The sequence below is a fragment of the Microbacterium sp. A93 genome (assembly GCF_051842835.1).
Genome location: NZ_JBPXMT010000003.1, coordinates 270,065 through 293,729, shown reverse-complemented (window position 1 = coordinate 293,729; position 23,665 = coordinate 270,065). Strand labels below are relative to the sequence as shown.

The window sequence follows — 23,665 nt, the reverse complement described above, 5'->3', positions numbered from 1 at the left end:
ACTGAAAACCCTTGGCTTACCGGTGGTCCGGATCCCCGGCCACCGCCAGGAAGTCCTGCGCCCCGCCGACGTACTCGGTGTGCCCGGCCGGCAGCTCGCGACCGGCGGCACCCACCACGGCGGCGATCTCGGCGGCGAACTCGGCCACCGAATACAGTCTGCCGGCGGCCTCACGCCGGGCCTCGAGGGCGCCGGGCTCGGCCCGGTTGAGCATGGTCGCGGTGATGGTGCCCTCGATCATGTCCCCGGAGACGACCACGAACCCGATGCCCTTCTCCTGCAGGGCGGGGATCCGCTCGCGCAGGGCGACCTCGCCGGCTCGCTTGGACTGGGCCACGGGGACGTAGGCGTCCATGGTGGGCACGGTGTCGATGAAGTGGGCCTGGTGGCTCGTCACGAAGATCACCTGGCCGCCGGCCGGCATGACCTGAAGGGCGGCATCCAGCATGGCCACCTGGGAGTCGCGGTTGAGCACCATGGCGTAGTCCTCCCCCAGGGAGGTCTCCATGCCGCCGGAGGCGTTGAGGATCAGGATGTCCAGGGAGCCGAAGCCCTGGACGGCGGCGTCCACCATGGCCTGGCGGCCCTCTGCCGTGGTGACGTCCGCCCCCACGGCCACGGCGCGGCCGCCGGCCGCCTCGATCCCGGCCACGACCTTCTGCGCCCGGGGCGCCTTCTGACGGTAATTGACCACGACCCCGGCCCCGCGGGCCGCCAGCAGCCCGGCGGTGTCTGCGCCCACGCCACGGCTGGACCCGGTGATGATGGCGCCCTTGCCGGCCAGGTCGGCGTCCGGCAGGGTGGGCATGTTCTGTTCGCTGTGCTCGGAAGTCATGGCCCTCAGTGTCCCATCCCGAGGCCGCCGTCAACGGGGATGACGGCACCGGAGATGTACGAGGCCTCATCCGAGGCGAGCCAGCGGACCACGTTCGCGACCTCGGCAGGTTCCGCGAACCGGCCGGCGGGGATCTGCTTCTTGTACTGCTTCTGTAGGTCCTCGCCGAGGGCCTGGGTCATCTCGGTGTCGATGTAGCCCGGGGCCACCACGTTGGCGGTGATGTTCCGTGAACCGAGTTCCCGCGTCAGGGAGCGTGCCATCCCGACGAGGCCAGCCTTGGAGGCGGAGTAGTTGATCTGGCCCGGGGAACCCATGAGACCGACCACCGAGGAGATCAGCACCACGCGGCCCTTCTTCTTCCGGATCATGCCCTTGGAGGCACGCTTGAGGACGCGGAAGGCGCCGGTCAGGTTGGTGTCGATCACCGAGCTGAAGTCCTCCTCGGACATCCGCAACAGCAGCTGGTCCTGGGTGATCCCGGCATTGGCCACGAGCACCTCGACCGGGCCGTGGGCCGCCTCGACCTCGGTGAACGCGCGGTCCACGGACGCGGCATCCGTCACGTCCGCCTGCACGGCGAAGAGGGACTCGGGGGCCTCACCCGAGCGCGAGGTGACGGCCACCCGGTCACCATTCGCCCGGAAGGCCAGGGCGATCGCCAGGCCGATGCCGCGATTGCCGCCGGTCACGAGCACGCTGCGGCCCGCCGGCACCGGGTCGGTGTCCGGCGCGGGCGGCGTGGTGTTCGGGGTGCTGGGCTCGGACATCGGGGGTCCTCCTGGGACGGTTGGTCAGATCACGTTCTCGGTGCTCCACTCTAGGACGGAAAGTGGGACAATGAGGGGATCACCCGAGCAACCCCAGGAGTCCTCCCCATGTCCACCCGTCACGCCGAGACCGGCCACTACGCCGGTGATCCGCGGCATCGGGGTCACGTGGAGCCGGAGGAGGTCCAGCGCATCACGAGCGCCCCGGAGGCCGGCCATGTGGACCGTGACGCCCGGTTCGTGCGCTATGCGTGGCAGATGGGGATCCGGACCGCCTGTTTCATCGGCGCGTTCTTCACCACCGGTTGGATCCAGATCGTGCTGTTCATCGCCGCGATCGTGCTGCCCTACCTGGCCGTGGTGCTGGCCAACAACGGGACGGTCTCGAACGGTTCCATGATGGACGCTGTGCCCTCGGCTCCGCCGGCCACCCCGGAGCTCGGCTCCCGCCTCGAGCTGACCGCGGCCCCGGAGACGATCCCGGGCGAGACGACGGACGGCCCTGCGCAGAACACGGCCCACGGCGCCCCGCACCACGATAATCGGGCCGCATGAAGCAGCACGATCTGTTGGGATCCCTCGATGGGACGCGTCCACCGGCTGACCCGAACGCCCCCGCCGGAGCCGACCGGCCGGCGTCGGGCACCGGTCCCGCCGGTCCGGCACCGCAGGAATGCTCACGGAAGGGCTGCCGGTCCGAGGCCGCCTGGCGTCTGCAGTGGAACAACCCGAAGATCCACACCCCCGAACGCCGCAAGACCTGGTTGGCCTGCCCCGAGCATCGGGACTGGCTGGCGGACTACCTGCGGTCCCGTGGGCTGCTCAAGGACATCCTGCCCCTGACGGTGGAGGACCCGGCATGAGCCAGCTGACCGCTCCGGCCCCGGAATCGGACCAGCCGTCCGCGAAGAAGGCCCGCCTGGACTACCGCTTCGTGTTGAGCCCGCAATGGCTGGGCGGACTCGCGTTCTGCGTGATCTTCTCGATCGCCTGCGCCCTGCTGGGCCAGTGGCAGATGGACCGCCGCATGGAGGCGGTGACCGAGATCAACAAAGTCCTCGAGAACTATGACGAGGCTCCCGTGCCCCTGGCCGGACACGCCGACCTCTTCACCGACTTCCAGGCCGCGCAGGAGTGGACGCCCGTCTCCCTGACCGGCGCGTATGACGAGGAGGACACCCGGATCGTGCGAAACCGGCCCAAGGCCGGCAAACCCGGCTACGAGGTGCTGGTCCCCTTCCGGGCGGACACGGGTGAGACGATCGTGGTCAACCGTGGCTGGCTGCCCATCGGCAACACGGCAGGACGGCCCGACGTCGTCCCGTCACCGCCCGAGGGCGAGGTCACGGTCCAGGTCCGTACCCGCCCCGGCGAACCGGACATCGGCCGTGATGCGCCGGAGGGTCAGCTGGCCTCGATCGACCTCGTGGCCTTCGAGGAGAGTGTGGGCTATCAGGTGGCGGACACCGCCTACGGCGAGATGATCCAGGAGGACCCGGCTCCGCAGACCCGGCCCCAGACCCTGGTGCCGCCGACCCTGGACGAAGGCCCCCACCTGTCCTATTCGGTGCAGTGGTTCCTGTTCGGGCTGATGAGCTTCTTCGTCTGGGGCTACATGGCACGGCAACGGGCGATCAATGACCGAGACGACCGCGCACTCGGGCTCACGGAGGAGACCGGGTACATCGCGGCCTACCGCCCGCCCCGCCCCAAACCGGTGCGCCGACGCAACGGGCGGCCCACGGACGAGGAAGCCGAGGACGCCCTGCTGGACGCGGCGGACTCCCACCCCTGACGAGCACTGACGGACACTGACGCGCGCTGACGAGCACTGACGAGCGGGGCGAGCGCTCGGTCAGGCGCGGGATCACGCCAGGGTGATCAGGTCCTGATAGGTGCTGTTCCAGTGGTCCTCCACGCCATCCGGCAGCAGCACCACGCGCTCCGGGTCCAGGGCCGCCACCGCGCCCTCATCGTGCGTCACCAGCACCACGGCGCCCTCGTAGGTCCGCAGGGCGTTGAGGATCTCCTGCCGGGAGGCCGGGTCCAGGTTGTTGGTCGGCTCGTCCAGCAACAGCACGTTGGCACTGGAGGCCACGAGGGTGGCCAGTGCCAGCCGGGTCTTCTCACCACCGGAGAGCACCCCGGCCGGCTTGGCCACATCATCGCCCTGGAACAGGAACGAGCCCAGGACGTTGCGCACCTCGGTGTCCGCCAGATTCGGCGCGGCGGACCTCATGTTCTCCAGTACGGAGCGCTCCGTGTCCAGCGTCTCGTGCTCCTGGGCGTAGTAGCCGAGCTTGAGACCATGGCCGGCGATCACCTCACCGGTGTCCGGCTGGTCGATGCCCGCCAGCATCCGCAGCAGCGTGGTCTTGCCCGCGCCGTTGAAGCCGAGGATCACCACGCGGGAACCGCGGTCGATGGCCAGATCCACGCCGTTGAAGATCTCCAGGGAACCGTAGGACTTGGACAGGTCCTCCGCCTTGAGCGGGGTCTTGCCGCACTTGGCCGGTTCCGGGAACCGGATCGCGGCGACCTTGTCCGCGGCGCGCTCCCCCTCCAGTCCCTGCATCATCCGCTCGGCCCGCTTGATCATGCCCTGGGCGGCCACCGCCTTGGAGGCCTTGGCCCGCATCTTGTTGGCCTGGTCCATCAGCTGGGTGGCCTTCTTCTCCGCGTTGGAGAACTCGCGCTTGCGGCGTGCCTGGTCCTGTTCGCGCTGGAGCTGGTAGTGCTTCCAGCCCATGTTGTAGGTGTCGATCGTCTGCCGGTTGCCGTCCAGATAGAGCACCTTGTTGACGGTCATCTCCATCAGGTCCACATCGTGGCTGATCACGATGAAGCCACCCTGGTAGGCCTTCAGAAAATCGCGCAGCCAGACGATCGAGTCGTGGTCCAGGTGGTTGGTGGGCTCGTCGAGGAGCAGGGTGTCGGCATCCGAGAACAGGATCCGGGCCAGCTCCACGCGGCGCCGCTGGCCACCCGAGAGGGTGTGCAGGGGCTGTTCCAGGATGCGTTCCGGCAGGCCGAGGTTCGCACAGATCGTGGCGGCCTCTGACTCCGCGGCGTAACCGCCCGACGTCGTGAATTCCGTCTCCAGCCGCCCGTACCGGCCCATGGCCTTCTCCCGGATGGCGTCATCCGGGTTGGCCATGTCATCCTCGGCCTGGCGCATGCGGCGGATGATCTGGTCCAGGGAGCGGGCCGAGAGGATGCGGTCCTGGGCCGTCTGCTCCATGTCCTCGACCTTGGGGTCCTGGGGCAGGTAGCCAACCGTGCCGCGGCGCGTCACGTGGCCCCCGGTCGGCTGGCCGCCGCCCGCGAGGACCTTGGTCAGCGTGGTCTTACCGGCACCGTTTCGGCCCACCAGACCGACCTTGTCCCCCCGGTCCACCTTGAACGTGACCCCGTCCATGAGGAGCCGGGCCCCCACACGTAGTTCGAGGTCTGTGACGGCAAGCACGGGGAGGACTCCTTGAAATGAATAGACTGTCCGGCATGGCTGGCGGAACCCGTCAAGTCTACCGGCGCAGTCAAAGCCGGACACACGCACAGCAACGCAGGAGACACCGTGACACAGACCGCATCCACCGCGGGGCGCAAACCCCTGGCCGTTCCCACCCAGGTGGCTCTCGCCGGGGTCTTCGCCGCCTTGATCGCCGTGTGCTCCATGCTGCCCCCGGTCCCGGTGGGCGGCTTCGGCGTGCCGATCACGCTGCAGACCTTCGCGGTCATGCTGACGGGCCTGATCCTCGGGGCCCGGCTCGGCTTCCTCTCCGTGGGCCTGTACGTGGTGGTGGGGCTGGTGGGACTGCCCGTCTTCTCCGGCTTCAACGCCGGCTTCGGTGTCCTGGCCGGCCCCTCCGGCGGCTACCTGCTGGCGTTCCCCTTCGCGGCCGCCCTGGCCGGCGCCCTGTCCAGCCTGGTCCTGAAGCGGGGGCAGGCGGCAGCAGCCCGCCGGCAGACCGGAACGGGCCGGATGGGCTTCGGCTGGTGGGCCCTGGTCTGGCTCTCCGCCATGATCGGCTCCTTCGTGTTCGTCCACCCGATGGGCATCGGCGGGATGATGCTGGCGCTGGACCTGGATCTGCCCACGGCGATCGGCGCGGACATGGTCTTCTGGCCCGGTGACGTCATCAAGAACGTGCTGGCCACCGCCGTGGCGGCCACGGTGATCCGGGCCTTCCCGGCACTGGCCCTGCGCCGATTCTGAACCACGTGGCCACTCCTGATGGGCCCGCCCCGCCGGCATCGGCGGGGGTGGGCGGCCTGCGACTGCGGGAGGTGGTGGTGGACCTGCCGGGCGCTGCCCCCGGCCCCGGTCAGCAGCCGGGCGCTGAGGCCGGCACGGTGCGGGTGCTGGGCCCGATCGACCTGACGGTGACCGAACCCACCGTGGCGGTGATCGGCGCCAATGGTTCCGGCAAGTCGACCCTGGTGCGCCTGCTCAACGGTCTCGTGGCGCCCAGTGCCGGTTCGGTCACGGTGCACGGACTGGACGCCGCCCGGGACACCACGGCGGTACGCGCCCGTACCGGGTTCGTGTTCACCGACCCCCTCGTGCAGCTCGTCATGCCGACCGCGGGTGAGGACGTCGAGCTGTCCCTGCGCCGCACCCACCGCAACCGCAAGGACCGGCGCGCGGCCGCCGAAGCGCTGCTGGCCGAACACGGCCTGGGCGGACTGGCCCACCGCAGCATCTATGACCTCTCCGGGGGCCAACGGCAGCGGCTGGCGCTGGCCTCGGTGCTGGCCACGGATCCCGTGGTGTTGGTGGCGGACGAGCCCACGACCCTGCTGGACCTGGACTGGACGCTCCAGGTCCAGGACCTGCTGCTGTCCCTACCGGGCACCGGCCACTGCGCACAACTCGTGTACACGACCCATGATCTGGACTTCGCGGCCCAGGCCGAGCGGTGTCTGGTGGTCGCGGACGGGCGGATCGCCCACGATGGCCCCGGGCCGGCCGCCGTGGACTGGTACCGCCGGGACGTACAGGCCCGGCGGCACGGGCACGGGCACGGGCAGAGGCAGCCGGGGCCGCGGCCATGAACCTGCTCGACTACCGCCCCGGGTCCACCGTGGTCCACCGCGCCCCGCTGTGGGCGAAGTACGTGGTGCTCCTCGTGCTCTCGGCCGTGCTGGTGTTCTGGCGCCACCCCGTGGTGGTGGCCCCCGTCCTCGCCGTGGTGTTCATGCTGTACCTGGTGGCCGCGCTCCCCCGAGACTTCCTGGCCCCGTGGCGCCGCGGCTGGCCCCTGTTGCTCTTCGCGGGTGTGGCCCGCTTCATCTCCGGCATCTGGGGCCCGACGGCGGCCCCGCCCCTGGAGGCGCTCGGTCCGGCTCTGGTGGTGGTCGCCGCCGTGTTCGGCGCGTTGGCTGCGGCCCGGCTGCTGGTCATCACGACCCCGGGGACGGAACTGCTGGACGGACTGGAGTCCTTCTTCCGGGTGCTGCGGCCGATCGGTGTCCACCCGGGGGCGGCAGCGCTGGCGGTCAACGTGATGATCCGGTCGATCCCGTGGGTGGGTGGCGCGGTCCGGCGCAATGCCGAGGCGCTGGCCTCGCGTGGGCTGCGTCGAGGGCCGGTGCGGCTGATGGGCCCCGTGCTGGTCGCCACGGTGGGCCATGCCCGGGCCACGGGCGAGGCCTTGGCCGCCCGGGGGCTCCCCGCAGACGCGGAATCAACGGACGCGGCTTCAGCGGACGCGGGGTAACCGGTGTGGGACCCCGGCCCGCATTACACTCCTGCCCATGAGCTTCAATGACGACGTCCAGCTGGACCCCTCGCGCGTCCGGGACAGCCGTGGCCGGGGAGGTCGGGGAGGCGGCCGGGGTGGTCGGGGTGGCAAGATCGCGATCGGCGGTGGAGCCGGCGGCATCCTGGTCCTGCTGATCGTCCTGTTCGCCCCCGGTCTGGCACAGGACCTCGGCTTGACCGGTGCTGAGGACGGCGGTGCCGGCGGCTATCAGGGGGAACCGGCCGGACCCGCCGCGATCGAGCGCTGCCTGACCGGTGAGGATGCAGACGCCCGGGTGGATTGCCGGATCCTGGCGACGGTGGAGTCCGCCGACGCCTTCTGGGACCCGTTCTTGGCCGAGTACGACGTGCAGTGGCGGGAACCGGGGATGGAGCTCTTCAGCGGGAACGTGGAGACCGGCTGCGGTGCGGCGAGCTCCGAGGTGGGGCCCTTCTACTGCCCCGCGGACGAGTACGCGTACTTCGACACCGACTTCTTCGGCCTCCTCGAGAGCGAGTTCGGGTCCTCGGGCGGACCGTTGGCCCAGGAGTATGTGGTGGCGCACGAGTACGGGCACCACATCCAGAACATCGTGGGCTACCTGCAGTACTCCCAGTCCGGCGGCACGGGGCCCGAGTCCGGCGCCGTGCGGGTGGAGTTGCAGGCGGACTGCTATGCCGGGCTGTGGGCTGGCCACGCCGCGCGGATCGAGGACCCGGAATCCGGTGTGCCGTTCCTGGAGCCCGTCACCGAGTCCGATCTGGCGGACGCGCTCTCGGCCGCCGGGGCCGTCGGGGATGACCGCATCCAGCAGAAGACCGCCGGACGGGTCATGCCCGAGGCCTTCACGCACGGCACGTCCGAACAGCGGATGGCGTGGTTCATGGCCGGTTATGAGGCCCAAGACCTCAACCAGTGCAACACCCTGGACCACCCGGACCTGGACCAGCCGACAGCCTGACCGGACCTGATGATCTGATGGGGCCCGATGATCTGACCGGACGGTCTAGGCGTTAAGGCGTTAAGGCGTTAAAGCAGAGAGTGACCTGACCCCGTCACGTCGGTGGGGGTCAGGTCACTCTGTGCCGGCAGAGGGTGCCTGAGGGACGGGATCAGATGTTGAAGCCGAGGGCCCGCATCTGCTCGCGGCCGTCGTCGGTGATCCGCTCGGGACCCCACGGGGGCATCCAGACCCAGTTCAGGCGCCATTCATCCACCATGGTGCCGATGGACTGGCTGATCTGCTCCTCGATCACGTCCGTGAGTGGGCAGGCCGCCGTGGTCAGGGTCATGTCCAGGATCAGGGCGCCGTCCTCGCCGTAGTGCAGCCCGTAGAGCAGGCCCAGATCCACGATGTTCACCCCCAGCTCGGGGTCCATCACGTCATGCAGTGCCTCACGGACATCATCCAGTTCGGTCTGCGGTGCTTCGGTGGTCATATCAGCCTCCTCGGGCTTCTCAGGCGCCGGCTGCGGCGTTCTCGTAGTGCTCGTAGCCGCCGGCCTCGAGGCGGTCGGCCAGCTCGGGCCCACCGGACTCGGCGACCCGGCCGTCCACGAAGACGTGGACGAACTGCGGCTTGATGTACTGCAGGATCCGCGTGTAGTGGGTGATGAGCAGGGTGCCCATGGCGCCCGTGTCCTGGGCGCGGTTGACGCCGTCGGACACCACGCGCAGGGCGTCGACGTCCAGCCCGGAGTCGGTCTCATCCAGCACGGCGAACTTGGGCTTGAACAGCTCGAGCTGCAGGATCTCCACGCGCTTCTTCTCGCCGCCGGAGAAACCCTCGTTGACGTTGCGGGCCGAGAAGGAGGGATCGATCTTGAGGCCCTCCATGGCGGACCTGACGTTCTTGGTCCAGTGGCGCAGGGACGGGGCCTCGCCGTCGATCGCGGTCTTGGCGGTGCGCAGGAAGTTGGTCATGGTGACACCGGGGATCTCCACGGGGTACTGCATGGCCAGGAACAGTCCGGCGCGGGCCCGCTCGTCCACGGACATCTCCAGGACATCCTCACCGTCCAGGGTGATGGTGCCGGAGGTCACCTGGTAGCGGGGGTGGCCGGCGATGGTGGACGCCAGGGTCGACTTGCCGGAGCCGTTCGGGCCCATGATGGCGTGGGTCTCACCGGTGTTGATGGTGAGGGACACGCCCTTGAGGATCTCCTTCGGACCGTTGTCGGTCTCGATGGAAACGTGCAGGTCCTTGATTTCCAGGGTGGACATTCGTGTTCTCCTTGCGGGTTCCGCCGGGGAAACGGCGGGAAGTTCTGGTGGGTGGTGGATTACGAGGAAGAGGAGGTCTTGTTCAGCACGGTGGAGGTGTCGACCCACACGGAGTCGTCCTCGACGGCCAGCGCGTAGACCGCCACGGGCTCGGTGGCCGGGAGCATGTTCGGCGCCCCCGTCACGAGGTCGAAGGCCGAGCCGTGCCCGATGCACTCGAGCGCGCAGCCCTCGACGAACCCCTCTGAGAGGGAGACCTCCTCGTGCGAGCAGGTATCGGCCAGCGCGTGGAGCGAGCCATCCGAGGCCCGGACCACGGCGATGTCGATCCCGTCGACGGTGAAACGACGGGCCTCTTCCGTGCCGATCTCCGTGGCGGCACACACACGCTGACCGGTAGCCATCAGAAGGTGGCCGCCTGCAGCTCGGTATCCATCTGGGTCAACAGGGACTCCTCGACGTCCTCGATCCCGATCTTCTGGATGATCTCATTGAGGAAGCCGCGCACGATGAGCTCGCGCGCCACCTTCTCCTCAATACCGCGGGTCATCAGGTAGAAGACCTGCTCCTCGTCGAACTGGGCGGTGGAGGAGGCGTGGCCCGCACCCTCGATCAGCCCGGTCTCGATCTCCAGGTTGGGCACGGAATCCACCCGGGTCCCCTTGGAGAGGACGAGGTTCTGGTTCTTCTCGTAGCTGTCCGTGCCCTCGGCCGCCTTGCGGATCAGCACATCGCCGACCCAGACGGCATGCGCGTCCTGACCCTGCAGGGCACCCTTGTAGAGGACATTGGACTTCGCGTTCGGCACCGCGTGGTCCACGAACAGGCGCTGCTCCAGGTGCTGTCCGGCATCGGCGAAGTAGAGGCCGAACATCTCGGTCTCACCGCCTTGCCCGGCCAACCGGGAGGTCGGGGTCAGGCGGACCAGCGAACCACCGTAGGAGACGGCGACGTGCCTGATCCGGGCATCCTTTCCGACCTGCACCTGCTGCGCCGAGACGTGCACGGCGTCATCGTCCCAGGCCTGCAGGCTGGTCACGTTCAACCCGGCTCCGTCCCGCACGTCGATCTCGACGTTCTGGGCCAACCGGGCGGTGCCGGTGTGACGGATCACGACGTCGGCCCGTGAGTTGGGCTCGGCGATCACCATCAGGTGCTGGGCGGCGGGTTCATCCGAGGTCCCGACGATGTCGATGCGCACCGGGGTGGCGACCTCGAGACCCGCGCCGATGGTCACGACAGTGGCCTGGGCGAACGAGACCCAGGCAGCCGCGGAGACGCGGTCGTCCGGGGTCAGGGCCGAGCCCAGACGGGCGTCGGAGCGGTCCACGGTCTCGACTCGGACGCCGTCCAGCTCGGAGACCGTCACAGCGGGCGCCGGGCCGGAGAGCCGGGCCTCGTCGCCCTCGGGCAGGTGGAGTCCCGCCAGGCGGTTCAGCGGGGTGAAGCGCCAGTCCTCCTCGCGGCCCGTCAGGGCCGGGAAGTCCGCCAGCTCGAAGCTGACGACGCGGTCGGCGCGCGATGAACCGGCCTTGGCCCCGCTCCCCCGCGTACCGGAAGGCACGCTGTGGGAGGCGTGGCCGGCGTCGGACGCCTGCGCCACGGTGGTGGAGAGCGTCTCGCCCTCCTCGTCCATACCCGGGATGACGGGGGTTCCGGCGCCGTCCGCGTCGAGGTTCTCCGGGGCGGTGTGGTCAGTATTCTCGACAGGGGTCTTGACAGTCTGTGACACGCTCAGCCTACCGATCCTTCCATCTGCAGTTCGATCAGTTTGTTGAGTTCCAGGGCGTATTCCATGGGCAACTCGCGGGCGATGGGCTCGATGAATCCTCGCACGATCATGGCCATGGCCTCCGTCTCGGACATGCCGCGGCTCATCAGGTAGAAGAGCTGCTCCTCGGAGACCTTCGACACCGTGGCCTCGTGGCCGAGGGTGGCGTCGTCCTCGCGGATGTCGATGTACGGGTAGGTGTCCGAGCGGGAGATGGTGTCCACCAGCAGGGCGTCGCAGACCACGGAGTTCGCCGAGTTCTTGGCCCCCTCCATGATCTGGACCAGACCGCGGTACGCCGCACGGCCACCCGAGCGGGCCACCGACTTCGAGACGATCGAGCTGGAGGTGTTCGGGGCCAGGTGCACCATCTTCGAGCCGGTATCCTGGTGCTGGCCGGCGCCGGCGAAGGCGATGGACAGGGTCTCACCCTTGGCATGCTCGCCCGTGAGGTACACGGCCGGGTACTTCTGCGTGACCTTCGAGCCGATGTTGCCGTCGATCCACTCCATGGTGGCGCCCTCTTCGGCGACGGCACGCTTGGTCACCAGGTTGTACACGTTGGTGGACCAGTTCTGGATGGTGGTGTACCGGACGCGGGCACCCTTCTTCGCCACGATCTCGACGACGGCCGAGTGCAGGGAGTCCGAGTTGTAGATGGGCGCGGTGCAGCCCTCGATGTAGTGGACGTAGGAGTCCTCGTCCGCGATGATCAGGGTCCGCTCGAACTGGCCCATGTTCTCCGTGTTGATGCGGAAGTAGGCCTGCAGCGGGATATCCACGTGGACGCCCTTGGGCACGTACACGAAGGAGCCGCCGGACCAGGCGGCCGTGTTCAGGGCCGCGAACTTGTTGTCGCCGACCGGGATGATGGAGCCGAAGTACTCCTTGAAGATCTCCGGGTGCTCCTTCAGGCCGGTGTCCGTGTCCAGGAAAATGACGCCCTGCTCCTCCAGATCCTCACGGATCTGGTGGTAGACGACCTCGGACTCGTACTGCGCCGCCACGCCGGACACCAGGCGCTCACGCTCGGCCTCCGGGATGCCCAGACGCTCATAGGTGTTGCGGATGTCCTCGGGCAGGTCCTCCCAGGACTTGGCTTGGCCCTCGGTGGAGCGGACGAAGTACTTGATGTTGTCGAAGTCGATCCCGGAGAGGTCGGCGCCCCAGGTCGGCATCGGCTTGCGGTCGAAGTACTTCAGCCCCTTCAGACGCAGGTTGAGCATCCACTCCGGCTCGTCCTTCTTGGCCGAGATGTCGCGGACGACGTCCTCGTTGATGCCGCGGCGCGCATTGACGCCGGCATCGTCCTGGTCCGACCAGCCGAACTGGTAGGCGCCAATGGCATTGAGCTCGGGATTCTTCTCAAGTACCTCGGAGATGATGCCGGGGTCGGCGTTCTCCTGGGTGATCTGATCAGTCATCGCTGCCTCTCTGGTGATCGCGCTGATGGTCTGTTGGTCTGTTGGTTGGTCTGTTGGGAAACTTGAGGGGGCTAGTCGCGCCCGAGCGGTACGTGCGTGGTGCAGACGTGGCCACCCGTGGGCAGGGTGGACAGGCGCCGCACGTCCACGCCGAGCAGCCGGGCGAAGAGCTCGGTCTCCTCCTCGCAGAACTCGGGGAAGTCGGCCGCCAGATCCTGGAGTGGGCAGTGGCCCTGGCAGATCTGCGCCGCCTTCAGGGTGGGCCGGCCGCTGGTGGTGGCGGACTGGCCCACGGTGCGCACGCTCGCGGCGAAACCCTCGTCATCCAGAACCCCGGCCAGGGCGTTTGTACGCTCCCTCAGGTCCGCGGTGATGCCGATGGCTGCACGGTAGCGTTCCTCGACGGCGGCGAACCGTTCGCGGGCCACGGTGCGGACCGCGTCCCGGCCAGCGGCGGCACTGAGCTGCTCCAAGGCCTGGACCGCCACCTCGAGGTAGCCGTTGCCGAGGCGGGACTGACCGGCGCGGCTGACCACGTAGCGGCGGGAGGGACGGCCGGCACCCCGGTTCCCCGAGACCAGCTTGACCTCCACGGAACCCTCCGCGGAGAGGACGTCCAGGTGCCGGCGGACGGCAGCGGCCGTGAGTCCCAGCTCCTCCCCCACGTGCGCGGCACTGACGGGGCCCTGGTTCAGGACAACCTGAAGCACCCGGTCACGGGTGCTCTCGCGCTGTCCGTCCACCGGGCCGCCAGTGGGCTCGTCGAGGTCTGAGGGGGAATACACAACTCATAGTTTACCTAATTAACGCTGAGGAGAAAGTAAGGCGGGCCTTGCCTGGAGCGAAACTTCTACGATTCGTAGAACTGGGTGCCGGCGCGGGTACCATGGACGGGTGTCTTCGTCCTCCTCCGTGCTCGTGTCCCTGACGGGATTGCACCAGTCCGTCCGCACCCGCCGAGGGCAGCTGAACATCCTCCGGGGCGTCGACTTCCAGGCCCGCAGCGGCCAGGTGACCGCCCTGCTCGGCCCGAACGGTGCGGGCAAGACGACCACCCTGACCATCGCCCAGGGACTGGACCGTCCCGACTCCGGCACCGTCCGCCTCCTGGGTGAGGACCCCTGGCGCGGCGGTCCGGCCCTGCGCAGCCAGGTCGGGGTCATGCTCCAGGACGGCGGCCTGCCCCCCTCGGCGACGCCGGCCCGGCTGCTGCGCCATGTGGCCTCCCTGTATCGCGATCCCGCGGACATGGCCACCCTGTCGGCCCGGCTCGGCATCGACGAGTTCTCCGGCCGGGACATCCGCCGCCTCTCCGGTGGCCAGAAGCAGCGGGTGGCACTGGCCGCCGCGCTGGCCGGCCGGCCGCGCGTCGTCTTCCTCGATGAACCCAGTGCCGGCCTCGACCCGGTCTCCCGGCAGCTGGTCTTCGACCTCATTCTCGAGCTCAAGCGCTCCGGACTGGCCGTGGTGCTGACCACCCACCTGTTGGACGATGCTGAGCGGCTCGCAGACCACGTGGTCCTGCTGCGCGACGGCAGGGTGGAGCGGTCCGGGACCGTGGCCCAGCTGACCGACAGCTCCCAGCCGACCCCGGTGCACTTCACCGTCCTACGGCCCGTGGACGCCGTGGCCTTGGCAGGGTTCCCAGCAGGCCTGGACCTCGTCCCCGAGGGTCCGCACGCAAGCGCCGTGCAGGCTGGCGAGTTGCCACAGGGGCGCACCTTCCGGGTCGAGGGGATCACCACCCCCGAGGGCTGGTCGGCCCTGGCATCCTGGTGGCGGGACCACCAGATCATGCCCACCGATGTCCGACTGCTCCACCGCTCCCTGGAGGACGTCTTCCTGGAGGTTGCCCCGTGAATGCCACAGACCAGAGGTCCGAGCGTCTCACCCGCGCCGGCACCTCGAACGCCAGTTCGCTGTTGCGCCGGGTCATGGCCCAGGGCCGCTACGAGTCGGTGACGGCCATCCGCAACGGTGAGCAGCTGCTCATCTCCCTCGTCCTACCGCTGATGGCGTTGTTCGCCGTGGTGTGGTCCGGCATGCTGGATGGCCCCGCCCTCCGCGGCGTCGACGTGGCCGTGCCCGGCATCCTCGCCCTGGCCGTGCTGAGCTCGGCGTTCACGGGGCAGGGCATCGCCACCGGCTTCGACCGGCGCTACGGCGTGCTGGCCTACCTGTCCACCACCCCCCTCGGCCCGGTCGGTCTGGTGCTGGGCAAGGCCTGTGCGGTGCTGGCGGTCCTGCTGCTGCAGGTGGTGGTGATCGGCGGTGTCGGGCTCCTGCTCGGCTGGCAGCCCGCAGCGGCCGGGGCCCTCTGGGCGGTGGTCTTCTTCGTCCTCGGAGCCGGATCCTTCACGGCGCTGGGCCTGCTCATCGCCGGCACGGCCCGGCCCGAGGCCACCCTGGCGCTGACCAACCTGTTGTGGGTCGTGCTGGGTGCGGTCGGCGGCGCCGCCTTCCCGGTCCCCGGACACGGGTGGCTGTCCGCGGCCGCCGCCTACCTGCCCTCGGCCGCCCTGGGCGACGGGCTCCGCGCGGCCTTCGGCACCGGTGCCCTTGATCTGGGCGCCCTGCTCATCCTTACCGGCTGGGGCATCCTGGCCACGGCCGGCGCCCTGCGGTGGTTCAAGTGGCGCTGATCCAACCGGCTCGAAAGGAACACCCGTGAGTACCCCCACGCAGCCCCGGCGGCCCTCCGCCGCCCATCACACCCCGGCCTCCCCCGGTTCCCCGTGGCGGCGTCTCTGGCACCGGGTCGACGCCGGGATCAGCCGCCTGGCCCCGCCGGACATCACCCGGGCCACGTTCTGGCTCGCCGTGGTCTCCCTCATCACCGAGATCGGCATCATCGTGACCGGTGGCGCCGTGCGCCTGACCGAGTCCGGCCTCGGCTGCTCCACCTGGCCGAAGTGCACCCCGGAGTCACTGACCAACACCCCGGAGCTGGGGATCCACGGTTACATCGAGTTCGGGAACCGCCTGCTCACCTTCGTGGTGGGCCTGGCGGCCGTGGCCGTGGTGCTGTGGGTCTGGAACCTGCGCCGCTCCCACCCGAGCATCTTCTGGATCGCCGTGGGCGTACTGGCCTGCATCCCGGCCCAGGCGGTGGTGGGTGGCATCACCGTGCTGACCGGACTGAATCCGTGGGTCGTCGCGTTCCACTTCCTCGTCTCCTCCGTGATGGTGTGTTTCGCCACGCTGCTGGTCAACCGCGTCGCCGCCGAGTACCGGCACCGCCAATCGGAGGCGAGCCCGACCGCCGTGGTGGACGGGCCGACGTCGCCCCTCTCGCGCGCCCTGGCGTGGGTGGTCTTCGTGGCGGGCTGGCTCGTGCTGTACCTCGGAACCGTGGTGACCGGCACCGGGCCCCACGGCGGCGATGCAGACGCCCCGCGGCACGACTTCGACCCGCTGATCGTCACCCGCGTGCATGCCCTGCCCGTCTACGTGATGACGGCGGCGGCCCTCGTGCTCCTCGTGGTGGTGCTGCGTCGACAGTCCTCCCGCCTCCAGCGGATCTCCGCCTGGGCCCTGGTCGGGGCGGTCGCCTTCCAGGGGCTCGTGGGATACACCCAGCACTTCACCGGGCTGCCGATCGGGTTGGTCATCCTGCACATGCTGGGAACCGGTCTCGTGGTGTGGGCCATGACCACGGCGTGGGACCGGCAGGTTTCCACCTACCGCACGAGGCCGTGCCTCTAGCCCAGCCATCTGTTGGTCCGCCTTCACATCGTGAAGACGACCATGAGGGCGAGCCAGGCCGAAACCGTGGCCACCGTGGTCCAGACGGCGATGGCCGCAGCCTGCCAGAGCAGGACCCAGGATCGGGGTGAGCCGCCCGCGACGAGGATTGCGGAGGTGACCTGGGTCGGGAGCGCCAACGGTCCGAGGAGACTTGCTCCTGGAACGCCGAAGCGGACGAACCACGTGTTCAAGCGCTGACGACCCTTCTGGCGCGCTTTCGACTCTGGCCTGGTGGGCATCGTCTCCTGGGGCGTGGCATCGCTCTCGGTGCTCACGTGCGCAGGGGACCCTGCAGTTCCAACGGTTGCTCCGACCTGCGCCCTGCGTTTCACCACGGCGGTGCGAGCCCGTGACGTGAGGAGCACGGTGAGGAGAACCGTGAGGAAGTTGCCCACAGCCGCGGCTAGCGCCGAGACGATGGGATGGAGGCCGCTGACGATACCCATCACGGCCGCGATATCCCCCTCGATAGCCGGGATCGCTCCGGCGAGCAGGACGATGAGCGGCTGGATGAACTCCGGCATCTGGGCTACGAGATCCTGGAGGGTGTTGACGATGTTCTGGATGATGTCCATGACGGGATCCGCCTTCCGGTGGTGGTGTTCTGGTGGTGGTGTTCGGATGGATGCTCAGCGACCAGCGGGGCTGGCCGGGAAGGCGTGCAGAGCCACGTTGACGTCTTCTGCGTGTGTCCACAGGAGCCGGCCGTCGCCGTGTCTGCCGTAACGAAAGGCTCGCACCGCAGGCGCACCCATCGCGTCGGTACAAAGCCCGTTGTCGCGCCGTCGCCCGAAGCCGACTGCACCTAGTTCGCGCCCCCTCGCGTCGGTGATACTTACGCACTAAGGACGCCGATATGCTCGGAAGGGAGCAACATTGGCGGAACTGAGGGGACGGCGCCCCGAGAGAGAAACGGTCGATGCACTCCTCTCCCAGGCGCGGGCCGGGCAGAGTGGGACGCTGGTGGTCCGCGGGGAGGCCGGCATCGGCAAGACCGCGCTACTGGAGTACGCCCGCGGCGTGGCGCACGTATCCGGGTTCCGAGTGGAGTCCTGCCTCGGGGTGGAGTCCGAGACGCAGTTCGCGTTCGCCGGCCTGCACCAGTTGTGTGCGCCGCTCCTGGACCGTGCAGGTACGCTCCCCGATCCGCAGCAGTCCGCGCTGGGCGTGGCGTTGGGGCAGCAGGGCGGATCGGCGCCGGACCGCTTCCTGATCGGCCTCGCGAGCCTCAACCTGTTGGCAGAGGTCGCCGAGTCGGGACCCTTGTTGTGTCTCGTCGACGATGCGCAGTGGCTGGACGAGGCTTCGGCCCAGGTCCTCGCGTTCGTGGCACGACGGCTCGCCGCCGAACGCCTCGCGCTGGTGTTCGCCGCCCGGGACCCCGCTGAAGCTCCCACTGCCGGCCCGGGGCAGGAACAGACGGCGTTGGCCGGACTGCCGGAGCTGCGCCTGGACGGACTCGATGAGTCCGACGCGCGGGCGCTGCTGGAATCAGCGCTTCCCGTGCCCCTGGACGACGGGGTGCGTGAGCGCATCGTCGCCGAGTCGTGCGGCAATCCGATGGCACTTCTGGAGTTCCCACTGAGTGCCCGCTCGGCACGCCTGGGAGGCGGGTTCGAGTTGCCGGGCGCCCTGGATGTTCCACGTCGCGTCGAGCAGAGCTTCCGGCATCGCTCCGGCGCTCTGCCCGCGGAGACGCAGCGGCTGCTCCTCGTCGCCGCGGCCGAACCCACCGGCGATGCGGACCTGCTGTGGCGTGCCGCTGCTCAGTTGGGGATCGCCCAGAACGCCACCGAGCCCGCAGAAGCCGCCGGACTGCTCGGGATCGACACCCGGGTCCGGTTCCGACATCCGCTCGTACGCTCGGCGGTCTACCACGCCGCCACACCGCCGGACCGCCGACGGGTGCACGGCGCGCTGGCGGCGGCCACCGATCAGGGGACAGACCCGGACCGGCGCGCGTGGCACCGCGCGCAGGCGGTGTTGGGCACCGACGACGAAGTGGCCCTGGACCTGGAGCAGTCAGCCGGTCGAGCGCGCGCCCGGGGCGGGCTGGCTGCCTCAGCGGCATTCATGGAGCACGCTGCCCGGCTGACCTCCGAGCCCGTGACCCGCGCGAGCCGGGCGCTCGAGGCGGCGTTCGCCACACAGGAGGCCGGAGCCCCAGAAGCGGCGGCGGAGCTGCTCACCCTCGCCGTAACCGGCCCGCTCGATGCACTGCAGCAGGCACGGTCGGAGTTGTTGCACGCTCGGGTCGCGTTCCATCGGGCCCGAGGGGGCGAGGGGCTGCGGATGCTCCTGGATGCCGCGAGGGGCCTCGCCCCGCTGCATCCGGTGTTGTCTCGCGAGACATACCTCGATGCACTGGATGCCGCGATCGTCACCGGCGGTCTCAGTTCCGGTCCCGACGCGCGGGAGGTCGCCGAATCTGCCCGCGCCGCACCCGCCCCGTCCGGTGCTCCGACGCCGGCGGACCTGCTGCTCGGTGCACTCGTGACGACGTTCACGCAGGGGTACGCCTCAGGTGCACCCGGCTTGCGGCGGGCCCTGGAGGCGTTCCGCGGCGATGAGTCGGACGCCGATGTGGCGGGCGGTGCCGGCACCCTCCGCTGGGGATGGCTCGCCAGCCGAACAGCCATGGCAGTCTTCGACGACGATCTGGTCCACGCGCTCACCGAGCGTCACGTCCGGCTCGCCCGGGAGGCCGGAGCCCTGGCCACGCTGCCCGCTGTACTCCTGGTCCAGTCCGTCATGCTGGTGCTCGCCGGTGAGTTCTCGCGGGCCGCCGGACAGGCCGAGATAGCGGCCGCGACCGGGGCGGTGCCGTTGCTCCATGCCCAGCTCATCCTCGCTGCCTGGGGCGGCCGCTCGGACGAGGCCGCCGAGATCCACGCGACCATGACCCGGGCAGCATCCGGACGTGGACGCGGCACCGAGGTTGCGCTGACGCAATACGCCATGGCGGTGCTCCACAATGGCCTGGGAGACTACCCCGCGGCTCACGCCGCCGCGGCACGGGCCTTCGAGTCCACCGAGCTGACCCACAGCAACCTGGCCCACTCGGAACTCATCGAAGCGGCGTGCCGTACCGGTCAGCCCGGGAGCGCCGCCGATGCGCTGGAGCAGCTCTGCTCACGTGCGGTGGCCAGCGGCACCCCGTGGGGCCTCGGTCTGGCAGCGCGTTCGCAAGCCCTCACCAGCACCGGGCCGGCGGCGGAGGATCACTATCGTGAGGCGATCACGCACCTCGCGCGTTCCCGGATGGCCGCCCACCTCGCCCGCACCCACCTCGTCTACGGGGAGTGGCTGCGCCGCGAGGGACGGCGCCTGGACGCCCGCGAGCAGCTGCGCACCGCTCATGGGCTGCTGTCGGACATGGGCGCCGGGGCGTTCGCCGCACGTGCCGCCCGCGAACTGAGCGCCACCGGGGAACGTCCGCGCAAGCGGACCGTCCAGGTGACCGACGAGCTCACCGCCCACGAGCTGCAGATCGCCCGGATGGTCGCCACGGGGGCGACCTCCCGGGAAGTCGGTACGCAGCTGTTCCTGAGTCCGCGCACCATCGAGGCCCACCTACGCAGCATCTTCCGAAAGCTCGGCATCACGTCCCGACGGCAGCTCCGGGCGCTTCCCCTGCCGTGACGTGACCGGTACGAGACATGGCGGACACATATTCATCGGCGCGAAGCCGCCGCTGAGCTGAGCGGCCGGGGTCAGCCGAGGACACCCGGGACCGGCATCAGCGGCCCACCCACGAAGGGGTCCACGGCCAGCGCCACGAACAGCAGCGTCAGGTACGTGATGGACAGGTGGAAGACCTTCATGGCCTTCTTGTCGTTGTACTCGGGCTTCTGCGACTCGGCGTACAGCACGTGGGACTCGTAGACGAACCAGCCACCGGTCACGACGGCGACGGCCGTGTAGACGATGCCGGCCCAGCCCATCGGCACGAGCAGCAGTGAACAGACCACGGTGGCCCAGGCGTACAGCACGACCTGGCTGGAGACCACCCGGGCCGAGGCCACGGCGCCCAGCATCGGCACCTCGGCCGCCTGGTAGTCGCGCTTGTACTTCAGGGACAGCGGCCAGTAGTGCGGCGGGGTCCACAGGAAGATGATGAGGAACAGGACGATGGCCGGCCACTCGACGGTCTCGCGGACGGCGGCCCAGGCGATGAGGACCGGGAAACAGCCGGCGATGCCGCCCCAGACGATGTTCTGCTCGGTCCGTCGCTTGAGGATCAGGCTGTAGATGACCACGTAGAAGAAGATGGCGGCCACCCCGAGCCCGGCGGCCAGCAGGTTGGTGCCGAGGACCAGGATGAGGACGGCCAGCACGCCGACGACCCAGGAGAAGACCAGCGCCTCGCGGGGGCTCAGCTCACCGGTCACGAGGGGTCGGTTCTCGGTGCGCTTCATGATCTTGTCGATGTCGCGATCGATATAGCAGTTGAAGGCCGCCGAGGAGCCTGCCGCCAGGGCACCACCCACCATGGTGGCGAGCATGGTCATCAGTTCCGGGAACCCGCGCTGGGCGAAGATCATGGTCGGCAGAGTGGTGACGAGCAGCAGCTCCATCACGCGCGGCTTCGTCAGCGAGACATAGGCCGCCGCCTTCCGCTTGAAACCGATCTTCCGGTGGTCTCCACGGACGCGGCTGGGCGCTGGTGTACCGGCGGACTGGGCATCAAGGGTGCTGGGCATCTACTTCTCACGGTGCAGGGGGATGTCGGGGGGCGTTCTCACGAACTCACGGAACACCCCCTCCAGTGTACCGATCTGGCGACGGGATGTCCGGTCGTGACCGGTCACCACCGATTCACGGACGATCCTCGGACGTTTCCCCGCGGAGGGGCGGACCGTAACCGCCCTGCGATGTGACGCACTCTTGGGGATAAGCTGGCTTCAGGCCGGAACCGGCCCTCGGTCCCTGGCCCCCGTGTCATACGTTCAGGAGCTTCTTTCGTGACTTCAGCCCCGGCAGCATCCTCCCTCCGCCGCAGTGAACCCGCCCGCGGGTACACGTATTCGGCCATCGACCGGAAGGCCGTGGACACCCTGCGCGTTCTGGCCGCGGACGCCGTGGAGAAGGCCGGACACGGCCACCCCGGAACGGCCATCTCGCTGGCCCCGGTGGCCTGGCAGCTCTTCCAGAACGTGATGCACCATGATCCGGCGGATGCCACGTGGGCCGGGCGTGACCGCTTCATCCTCTCGGCGGGCCACAGCTCCCTGACCCTGTACCTCCAGCTCTTCGCGGCCGGCGCCGGTCTGGAGCTCGAAGACCTCGAGTCGCTGCGCACCTGGGGGTCCAAGACCCCGGGACACCCCGAGTACGGCCACACGGACGGGGTGGAGATCACCACCGGTCCGCTCGGTCAGGGCCTGGCCTCCTCGGTGGGCTTCGCCTTCGCCCAGCGCCGGCTGCGCGGACTGCTGGACCCGGACGCGGCCGCCGGGACCAGTCCCTTCGACCACCACATCTTCGTCATCGCCTCGGACGGCGACCTCCAGGAGGGCGTCACCTCCGAGGCCTCGTCCCTCGCGGGGCACCAGGAACTCGGCAACCTCGTGGTGATCTACGACGACAACGAGATCTCGATCGAGGACGACACGGACGTGGCGTTCAGCGAGGACGTCGCGGCCCGCTACGAGGCCTATGGCTGGCACGTGCAGACCGTGGACTGGCTGGCCACCGGCGACTACGTCGAGGACACCGAGCAGCTGTACTCCGCACTGGCCGAGGCGAAGGCCCAGACCTCCAAGCCCTCGCTGATCAAGCTGCGCACCGTGATCGGCTGGCCCTCCCCCGGCAAGCAGGACACCGGGGCCATCCACGGCTCCAAGCTCGGCGCGGAGGAGCTGGCCGGGTTGAAGGACGTGCTGGGCTTCGACCCGGAGCAGAGCTTCGCGGTCGACGACGGCGTGCTGGCCCACGCACGCAGCGTCCAGGAACGCTCGACGGCCTACCGCGCGACTTGGGAAGAGGCCTACGCCACGTGGCGCGGCGCGAATCCGGAGCGGGCCCGGTTGTTCGACCGCCTGAGCGCGGGTGAGCTGCCCGAGGGCTTCGCCGAGGCCTTCCCCACGTTCGAGGCCGATTTCGACCCCACCTTCTCCGGCGCGGCCAAGGGTATGGCCACCCGTGCGGCCTCCGGCAAGGTCCTCACCGCGCTGGCCCCCGTGATGCCCGAACTCTGGGGCGGTTCTGCCGACCTGGCCGGCTCGAACAACACCACCATGGACGGCGAGCCGTCCTTCATCCCGGCCAGCCGGCAGACCGCCACCTGGAAGGGCGATCCCTACGGGCGGACCCTGCACTTCGGCATCCGCGAGCACGCCGCCGGCTCGATCATCAACGGCATCTCGCTGGGGTCCCTGCTCCGCGCCTACATGGGCACGTTCCTGATCTTCTCCGACTACCAGCGGCCCGCGATCCGGATCGGCGCGCTGATGGGCACCCCGGCTATCTACGTCTGGACCCACGACTCGATCGGCCTCGGCGAGGACGGCCCCACCCACCAGCCGGTGGAGCAGCTGGCCGCCCTGCGCGCCATCCCGGGTCTGGCCGTGGTCCGTCCGGCGGACGCCAACGAGGTCTCCTGGGCGTGGAAGACCATCCTGGAGAAGACCGACGGGCCGGCCGGGATCGTGCTGTCCCGCCAGAACCTCCCGGTCTTCCCCCGGAACGAGCAGGGCTTCACCGGGGCCGAGGACACGGCGCGTGGCGCCTATGTCCTCATGGAGGCCACGGATGCCGAGGGGGCGACCGTGGAACCGGAGGCCATCCTGATCGGGACCGGCTCGGAGGTCCAGCTCGCCGTGGCCGCCCGCGCTGCGCTGCAGTCCGAGGGCGTCGCCACCCGTGTGGTCTCCGCCCCCTGCCTGGAGTGGTTCGACGCCCAGGACGAGTCCTACCGGAACGCGGTGCTGCCCCAGAACGGCGCCGTCCGCGTCTCGGTGGAGGCCGGGATCGCCCAGGGCTGGGCCAAGTACACCGGAGTCCGCGGCGCCCAGGTCTCCCTGGAGCACTACGGTGCCTCGGCCGATTTCCAGACCCTGTTCCGGGAGTACGGCATCACGGCCGAGGCCGTGGCCACCGCCGCCCGTGACCTGCTCAAGAACTGATCCACCCGCCTTTCAGACGTACGG

At 69.4% G+C, this 23,665-nt stretch carries 23 protein-coding genes; 12 read left to right on the top strand and 11 right to left on the bottom strand.

From position 1 onward, the window contains the following. Positions 1–16: 16 nt before the first annotated feature. Both ACSU1G_RS09415 and fabG read right to left on the bottom strand, forming a co-directional pair. Complete coding sequence (locus ACSU1G_RS09415) at positions 17–835, bottom strand: SDR family oxidoreductase (protein ID WP_439279661.1); 819 nt, start codon at positions 833–835, stop codon at positions 17–19. A gap of 5 nt (positions 836–840) precedes the next feature. After that, the gene (gene fabG, locus ACSU1G_RS09410) at positions 841–1,605 is read right to left on the bottom strand and encodes a 3-oxoacyl-[acyl-carrier-protein] reductase (RefSeq protein ID WP_439279660.1); all 765 of its coding nucleotides are present in this window, start codon (positions 1,603–1,605) and stop codon (positions 841–843) included. Positions 1,606–1,713: 108 nt separating this feature from the next. Here fabG and ACSU1G_RS09405 point away from each other — a divergent pair, with 108 nt between their 5' ends. From ACSU1G_RS09405 to ACSU1G_RS09395, 3 genes are read left to right on the top strand one after another with little or no spacing between them, the layout of a single operon-like run. Next, positions 1,714–2,160 carry a DUF3099 domain-containing protein gene (locus ACSU1G_RS09405; protein WP_439279659.1) on the top strand — a complete coding sequence of 149 codons (447 nt, stop codon included), beginning with the start codon at positions 1,714–1,716 and terminating at the stop codon, positions 2,158–2,160. Continuing rightward, complete coding sequence (locus tag ACSU1G_RS09400; RefSeq protein WP_439279658.1) at positions 2,157–2,468, top strand: hypothetical protein; 312 nt, start codon at positions 2,157–2,159, stop codon at positions 2,466–2,468. Before ACSU1G_RS09405 ends, ACSU1G_RS09400 begins: the two co-directional genes overlap by 4 nt. Then, entirely contained in the window at positions 2,465–3,400 is a 936-nt protein-coding gene (locus ACSU1G_RS09395) for an SURF1 family cytochrome oxidase biogenesis protein (RefSeq protein WP_439279657.1), read from the top strand. Before ACSU1G_RS09400 ends, ACSU1G_RS09395 begins: the two co-directional genes overlap by 4 nt. A 72-nt stretch (positions 3,401–3,472) precedes the next feature. Here ACSU1G_RS09395 and ACSU1G_RS09390 read toward each other — a convergent pair whose 3' ends face one another. Continuing rightward, complete coding sequence (locus ACSU1G_RS09390) at positions 3,473–5,071, bottom strand: ABC-F family ATP-binding cassette domain-containing protein (RefSeq protein WP_439279656.1); 1,599 nt, start codon at positions 5,069–5,071, stop codon at positions 3,473–3,475. A gap of 108 nt (positions 5,072–5,179) precedes the next feature. Between ACSU1G_RS09390 and ACSU1G_RS09385 the strand changes: the two genes are divergently transcribed. From ACSU1G_RS09385 to ypfJ, 4 genes are read left to right on the top strand one after another with little or no spacing between them, the layout of a single operon-like run. Continuing rightward, positions 5,180–5,821: a biotin transporter BioY gene (locus tag ACSU1G_RS09385; RefSeq protein WP_439279655.1), complete on the top strand. Its 642-nt coding sequence runs from the start codon at positions 5,180–5,182 to the stop codon at positions 5,819–5,821. A gap of 5 nt (positions 5,822–5,826) precedes the next feature. Next, positions 5,827–6,660 carry an energy-coupling factor ABC transporter ATP-binding protein gene (locus ACSU1G_RS09380; RefSeq protein WP_439279654.1) on the top strand — a complete coding sequence of 278 codons (834 nt, stop codon included), beginning with the start codon at positions 5,827–5,829 and terminating at the stop codon, positions 6,658–6,660. Then, on the top strand, positions 6,657–7,325 hold the full coding sequence (locus ACSU1G_RS09375) for a CbiQ family ECF transporter T component (RefSeq protein ID WP_439279653.1): 669 nt from the start codon (positions 6,657–6,659) through the stop codon (positions 7,323–7,325). The genes ACSU1G_RS09380 and ACSU1G_RS09375 overlap by 4 nt, the downstream gene beginning before the upstream one ends. Positions 7,326–7,362: 37 nt before the next feature. Further along, on the top strand, positions 7,363–8,310 hold the full coding sequence (ypfJ, locus tag ACSU1G_RS09370; protein ID WP_439279652.1) for a KPN_02809 family neutral zinc metallopeptidase: 948 nt from the start codon (positions 7,363–7,365) through the stop codon (positions 8,308–8,310). A 151-nt stretch (positions 8,311–8,461) separates the two neighbouring features. On the opposite strand, the gene ACSU1G_RS09365 is transcribed toward ypfJ, so the two are convergent. The 6 genes from ACSU1G_RS09365 to ACSU1G_RS09340 form a co-directional block, all read right to left on the bottom strand. After that, positions 8,462–8,788 (bottom strand): metal-sulfur cluster assembly factor, encoded by a 327-nt coding sequence (locus tag ACSU1G_RS09365; RefSeq protein WP_439279651.1) that lies wholly within the window; start codon positions 8,786–8,788, stop codon positions 8,462–8,464. 19 nt (positions 8,789–8,807) lie between these two features. Further along, on the bottom strand, positions 8,808–9,572 hold the full coding sequence (gene sufC / locus ACSU1G_RS09360) for a Fe-S cluster assembly ATPase SufC (protein WP_439279650.1): 765 nt from the start codon (positions 9,570–9,572) through the stop codon (positions 8,808–8,810). Positions 9,573–9,631: 59 nt separating this feature from the next. Continuing rightward, on the bottom strand, positions 9,632–9,976 hold the full coding sequence (locus tag ACSU1G_RS09355) for a non-heme iron oxygenase ferredoxin subunit (protein WP_439279649.1): 345 nt from the start codon (positions 9,974–9,976) through the stop codon (positions 9,632–9,634). Continuing rightward, on the bottom strand, positions 9,976–11,304 hold the full coding sequence (gene sufD, locus ACSU1G_RS09350; protein WP_439279648.1) for a Fe-S cluster assembly protein SufD: 1,329 nt from the start codon (positions 11,302–11,304) through the stop codon (positions 9,976–9,978). Before sufD ends, ACSU1G_RS09355 begins: the two co-directional genes overlap by 1 nt. A 2-nt stretch (positions 11,305–11,306) precedes the next feature. Next, positions 11,307–12,767 carry a Fe-S cluster assembly protein SufB gene (gene sufB / locus ACSU1G_RS09345; protein WP_439279647.1) on the bottom strand — a complete coding sequence of 487 codons (1,461 nt, stop codon included), beginning with the start codon at positions 12,765–12,767 and terminating at the stop codon, positions 11,307–11,309. 71 nt (positions 12,768–12,838) lie between these two features. Next, positions 12,839–13,552 carry a helix-turn-helix transcriptional regulator gene (locus tag ACSU1G_RS09340; RefSeq protein ID WP_439279646.1) on the bottom strand — a complete coding sequence of 238 codons (714 nt, stop codon included), beginning with the start codon at positions 13,550–13,552 and terminating at the stop codon, positions 12,839–12,841. A 109-nt stretch (positions 13,553–13,661) separates the two neighbouring features. Between ACSU1G_RS09340 and ACSU1G_RS09335 the strand changes: the two genes are divergently transcribed. From ACSU1G_RS09335 to ACSU1G_RS09325, 3 genes are all read left to right on the top strand, one after another. Next, positions 13,662–14,627: an ABC transporter ATP-binding protein gene (locus tag ACSU1G_RS09335; RefSeq protein ID WP_439279645.1), complete on the top strand. Its 966-nt coding sequence runs from the start codon at positions 13,662–13,664 to the stop codon at positions 14,625–14,627. A 74-nt stretch (positions 14,628–14,701) separates the two neighbouring features. Continuing rightward, a complete protein-coding gene (locus tag ACSU1G_RS09330; RefSeq protein WP_439279948.1) occupies positions 14,702–15,409 on the top strand; it encodes an ABC transporter permease in 708 nt (235 codons plus the stop codon). A 25-nt stretch (positions 15,410–15,434) separates the two neighbouring features. Continuing rightward, on the top strand, positions 15,435–16,472 hold the full coding sequence (locus ACSU1G_RS09325) for a COX15/CtaA family protein (RefSeq protein WP_439279644.1): 1,038 nt from the start codon (positions 15,435–15,437) through the stop codon (positions 16,470–16,472). A gap of 23 nt (positions 16,473–16,495) precedes the next feature. Here the strand turns inward: ACSU1G_RS09325 and ACSU1G_RS09320 are convergent, their stop codons facing one another. Continuing rightward, positions 16,496–17,089 (bottom strand): small multidrug efflux protein, encoded by a 594-nt coding sequence (locus ACSU1G_RS09320; RefSeq protein ID WP_439279643.1) that lies wholly within the window; start codon positions 17,087–17,089, stop codon positions 16,496–16,498. 301 nt (positions 17,090–17,390) lie between these two features. On the opposite strand from ACSU1G_RS09320, the gene ACSU1G_RS09315 reads away from it, so the two are divergent. Continuing rightward, positions 17,391–20,156, top strand: coding sequence for an ATP-binding protein (locus ACSU1G_RS09315; RefSeq protein ID WP_439279642.1), 2,766 nt, complete (start codon positions 17,391–17,393; stop codon positions 20,154–20,156). Between the two features lie 71 nt (positions 20,157–20,227). On the opposite strand, the gene ACSU1G_RS09310 is transcribed toward ACSU1G_RS09315, so the two are convergent. Continuing rightward, complete coding sequence (locus tag ACSU1G_RS09310) at positions 20,228–21,217, bottom strand: heme o synthase (RefSeq protein WP_439279641.1); 990 nt, start codon at positions 21,215–21,217, stop codon at positions 20,228–20,230. Positions 21,218–21,478: 261 nt separating this feature from the next. Between ACSU1G_RS09310 and tkt the strand changes: the two genes are divergently transcribed. Further along, a complete protein-coding gene (gene tkt / locus ACSU1G_RS09305; RefSeq protein ID WP_439279640.1) occupies positions 21,479–23,641 on the top strand; it encodes a transketolase in 2,163 nt (720 codons plus the stop codon). The last annotated feature ends 24 nt before the right edge of the window (positions 23,642–23,665 follow it).

Bases quoted from the DNA above. Each gene is read 5' to 3' on its own strand.
- ACSU1G_RS09415 (WP_439279661.1), bottom strand. From the start codon at position 835: ATGACTTCCGAGCACAGCGAACAGAACATGCCCACCCTGCCGGACGCC.
- ACSU1G_RS09375 (WP_439279653.1), top strand. From the start codon at position 6,657: ATGAACCTGCTCGACTACCGCCCCGGGTCCACCGTGGTCCACCGCGCC.
- sufB (WP_439279647.1), bottom strand. From the start codon at position 12,767: ATGACTGATCAGATCACCCAGGAGAACGCCGACCCCGGCATCATCTCC.
- ACSU1G_RS09355 (WP_439279649.1), bottom strand. From the start codon at position 9,976: ATGGCTACCGGTCAGCGTGTGTGTGCCGCCACGGAGATCGGCACGGAA.
- ACSU1G_RS09310 (WP_439279641.1), bottom strand. From the start codon at position 21,217: ATGCCCAGCACCCTTGATGCCCAGTCCGCCGGTACACCAGCGCCCAGC.
- ACSU1G_RS09400 (WP_439279658.1), top strand. From the start codon at position 2,157: ATGAAGCAGCACGATCTGTTGGGATCCCTCGATGGGACGCGTCCACCG.
- fabG (WP_439279660.1), bottom strand. From the start codon at position 1,605: ATGTCCGAGCCCAGCACCCCGAACACCACGCCGCCCGCGCCGGACACC.
- ACSU1G_RS09405 (WP_439279659.1), top strand. From the start codon at position 1,714: ATGTCCACCCGTCACGCCGAGACCGGCCACTACGCCGGTGATCCGCGG.
- ypfJ (WP_439279652.1), top strand. From the start codon at position 7,363: ATGAGCTTCAATGACGACGTCCAGCTGGACCCCTCGCGCGTCCGGGAC.
- ACSU1G_RS09395 (WP_439279657.1), top strand. From the start codon at position 2,465: ATGAGCCAGCTGACCGCTCCGGCCCCGGAATCGGACCAGCCGTCCGCG.
- sufC (WP_439279650.1), bottom strand. From the start codon at position 9,572: ATGTCCACCCTGGAAATCAAGGACCTGCACGTTTCCATCGAGACCGAC.
- ACSU1G_RS09365 (WP_439279651.1), bottom strand. From the start codon at position 8,788: ATGACCACCGAAGCACCGCAGACCGAACTGGATGATGTCCGTGAGGCA.
- ACSU1G_RS09330 (WP_439279948.1), top strand. From the start codon at position 14,702: ATGGCCCAGGGCCGCTACGAGTCGGTGACGGCCATCCGCAACGGTGAG.
- ACSU1G_RS09320 (WP_439279643.1), bottom strand. From the start codon at position 17,089: ATGGACATCATCCAGAACATCGTCAACACCCTCCAGGATCTCGTAGCC.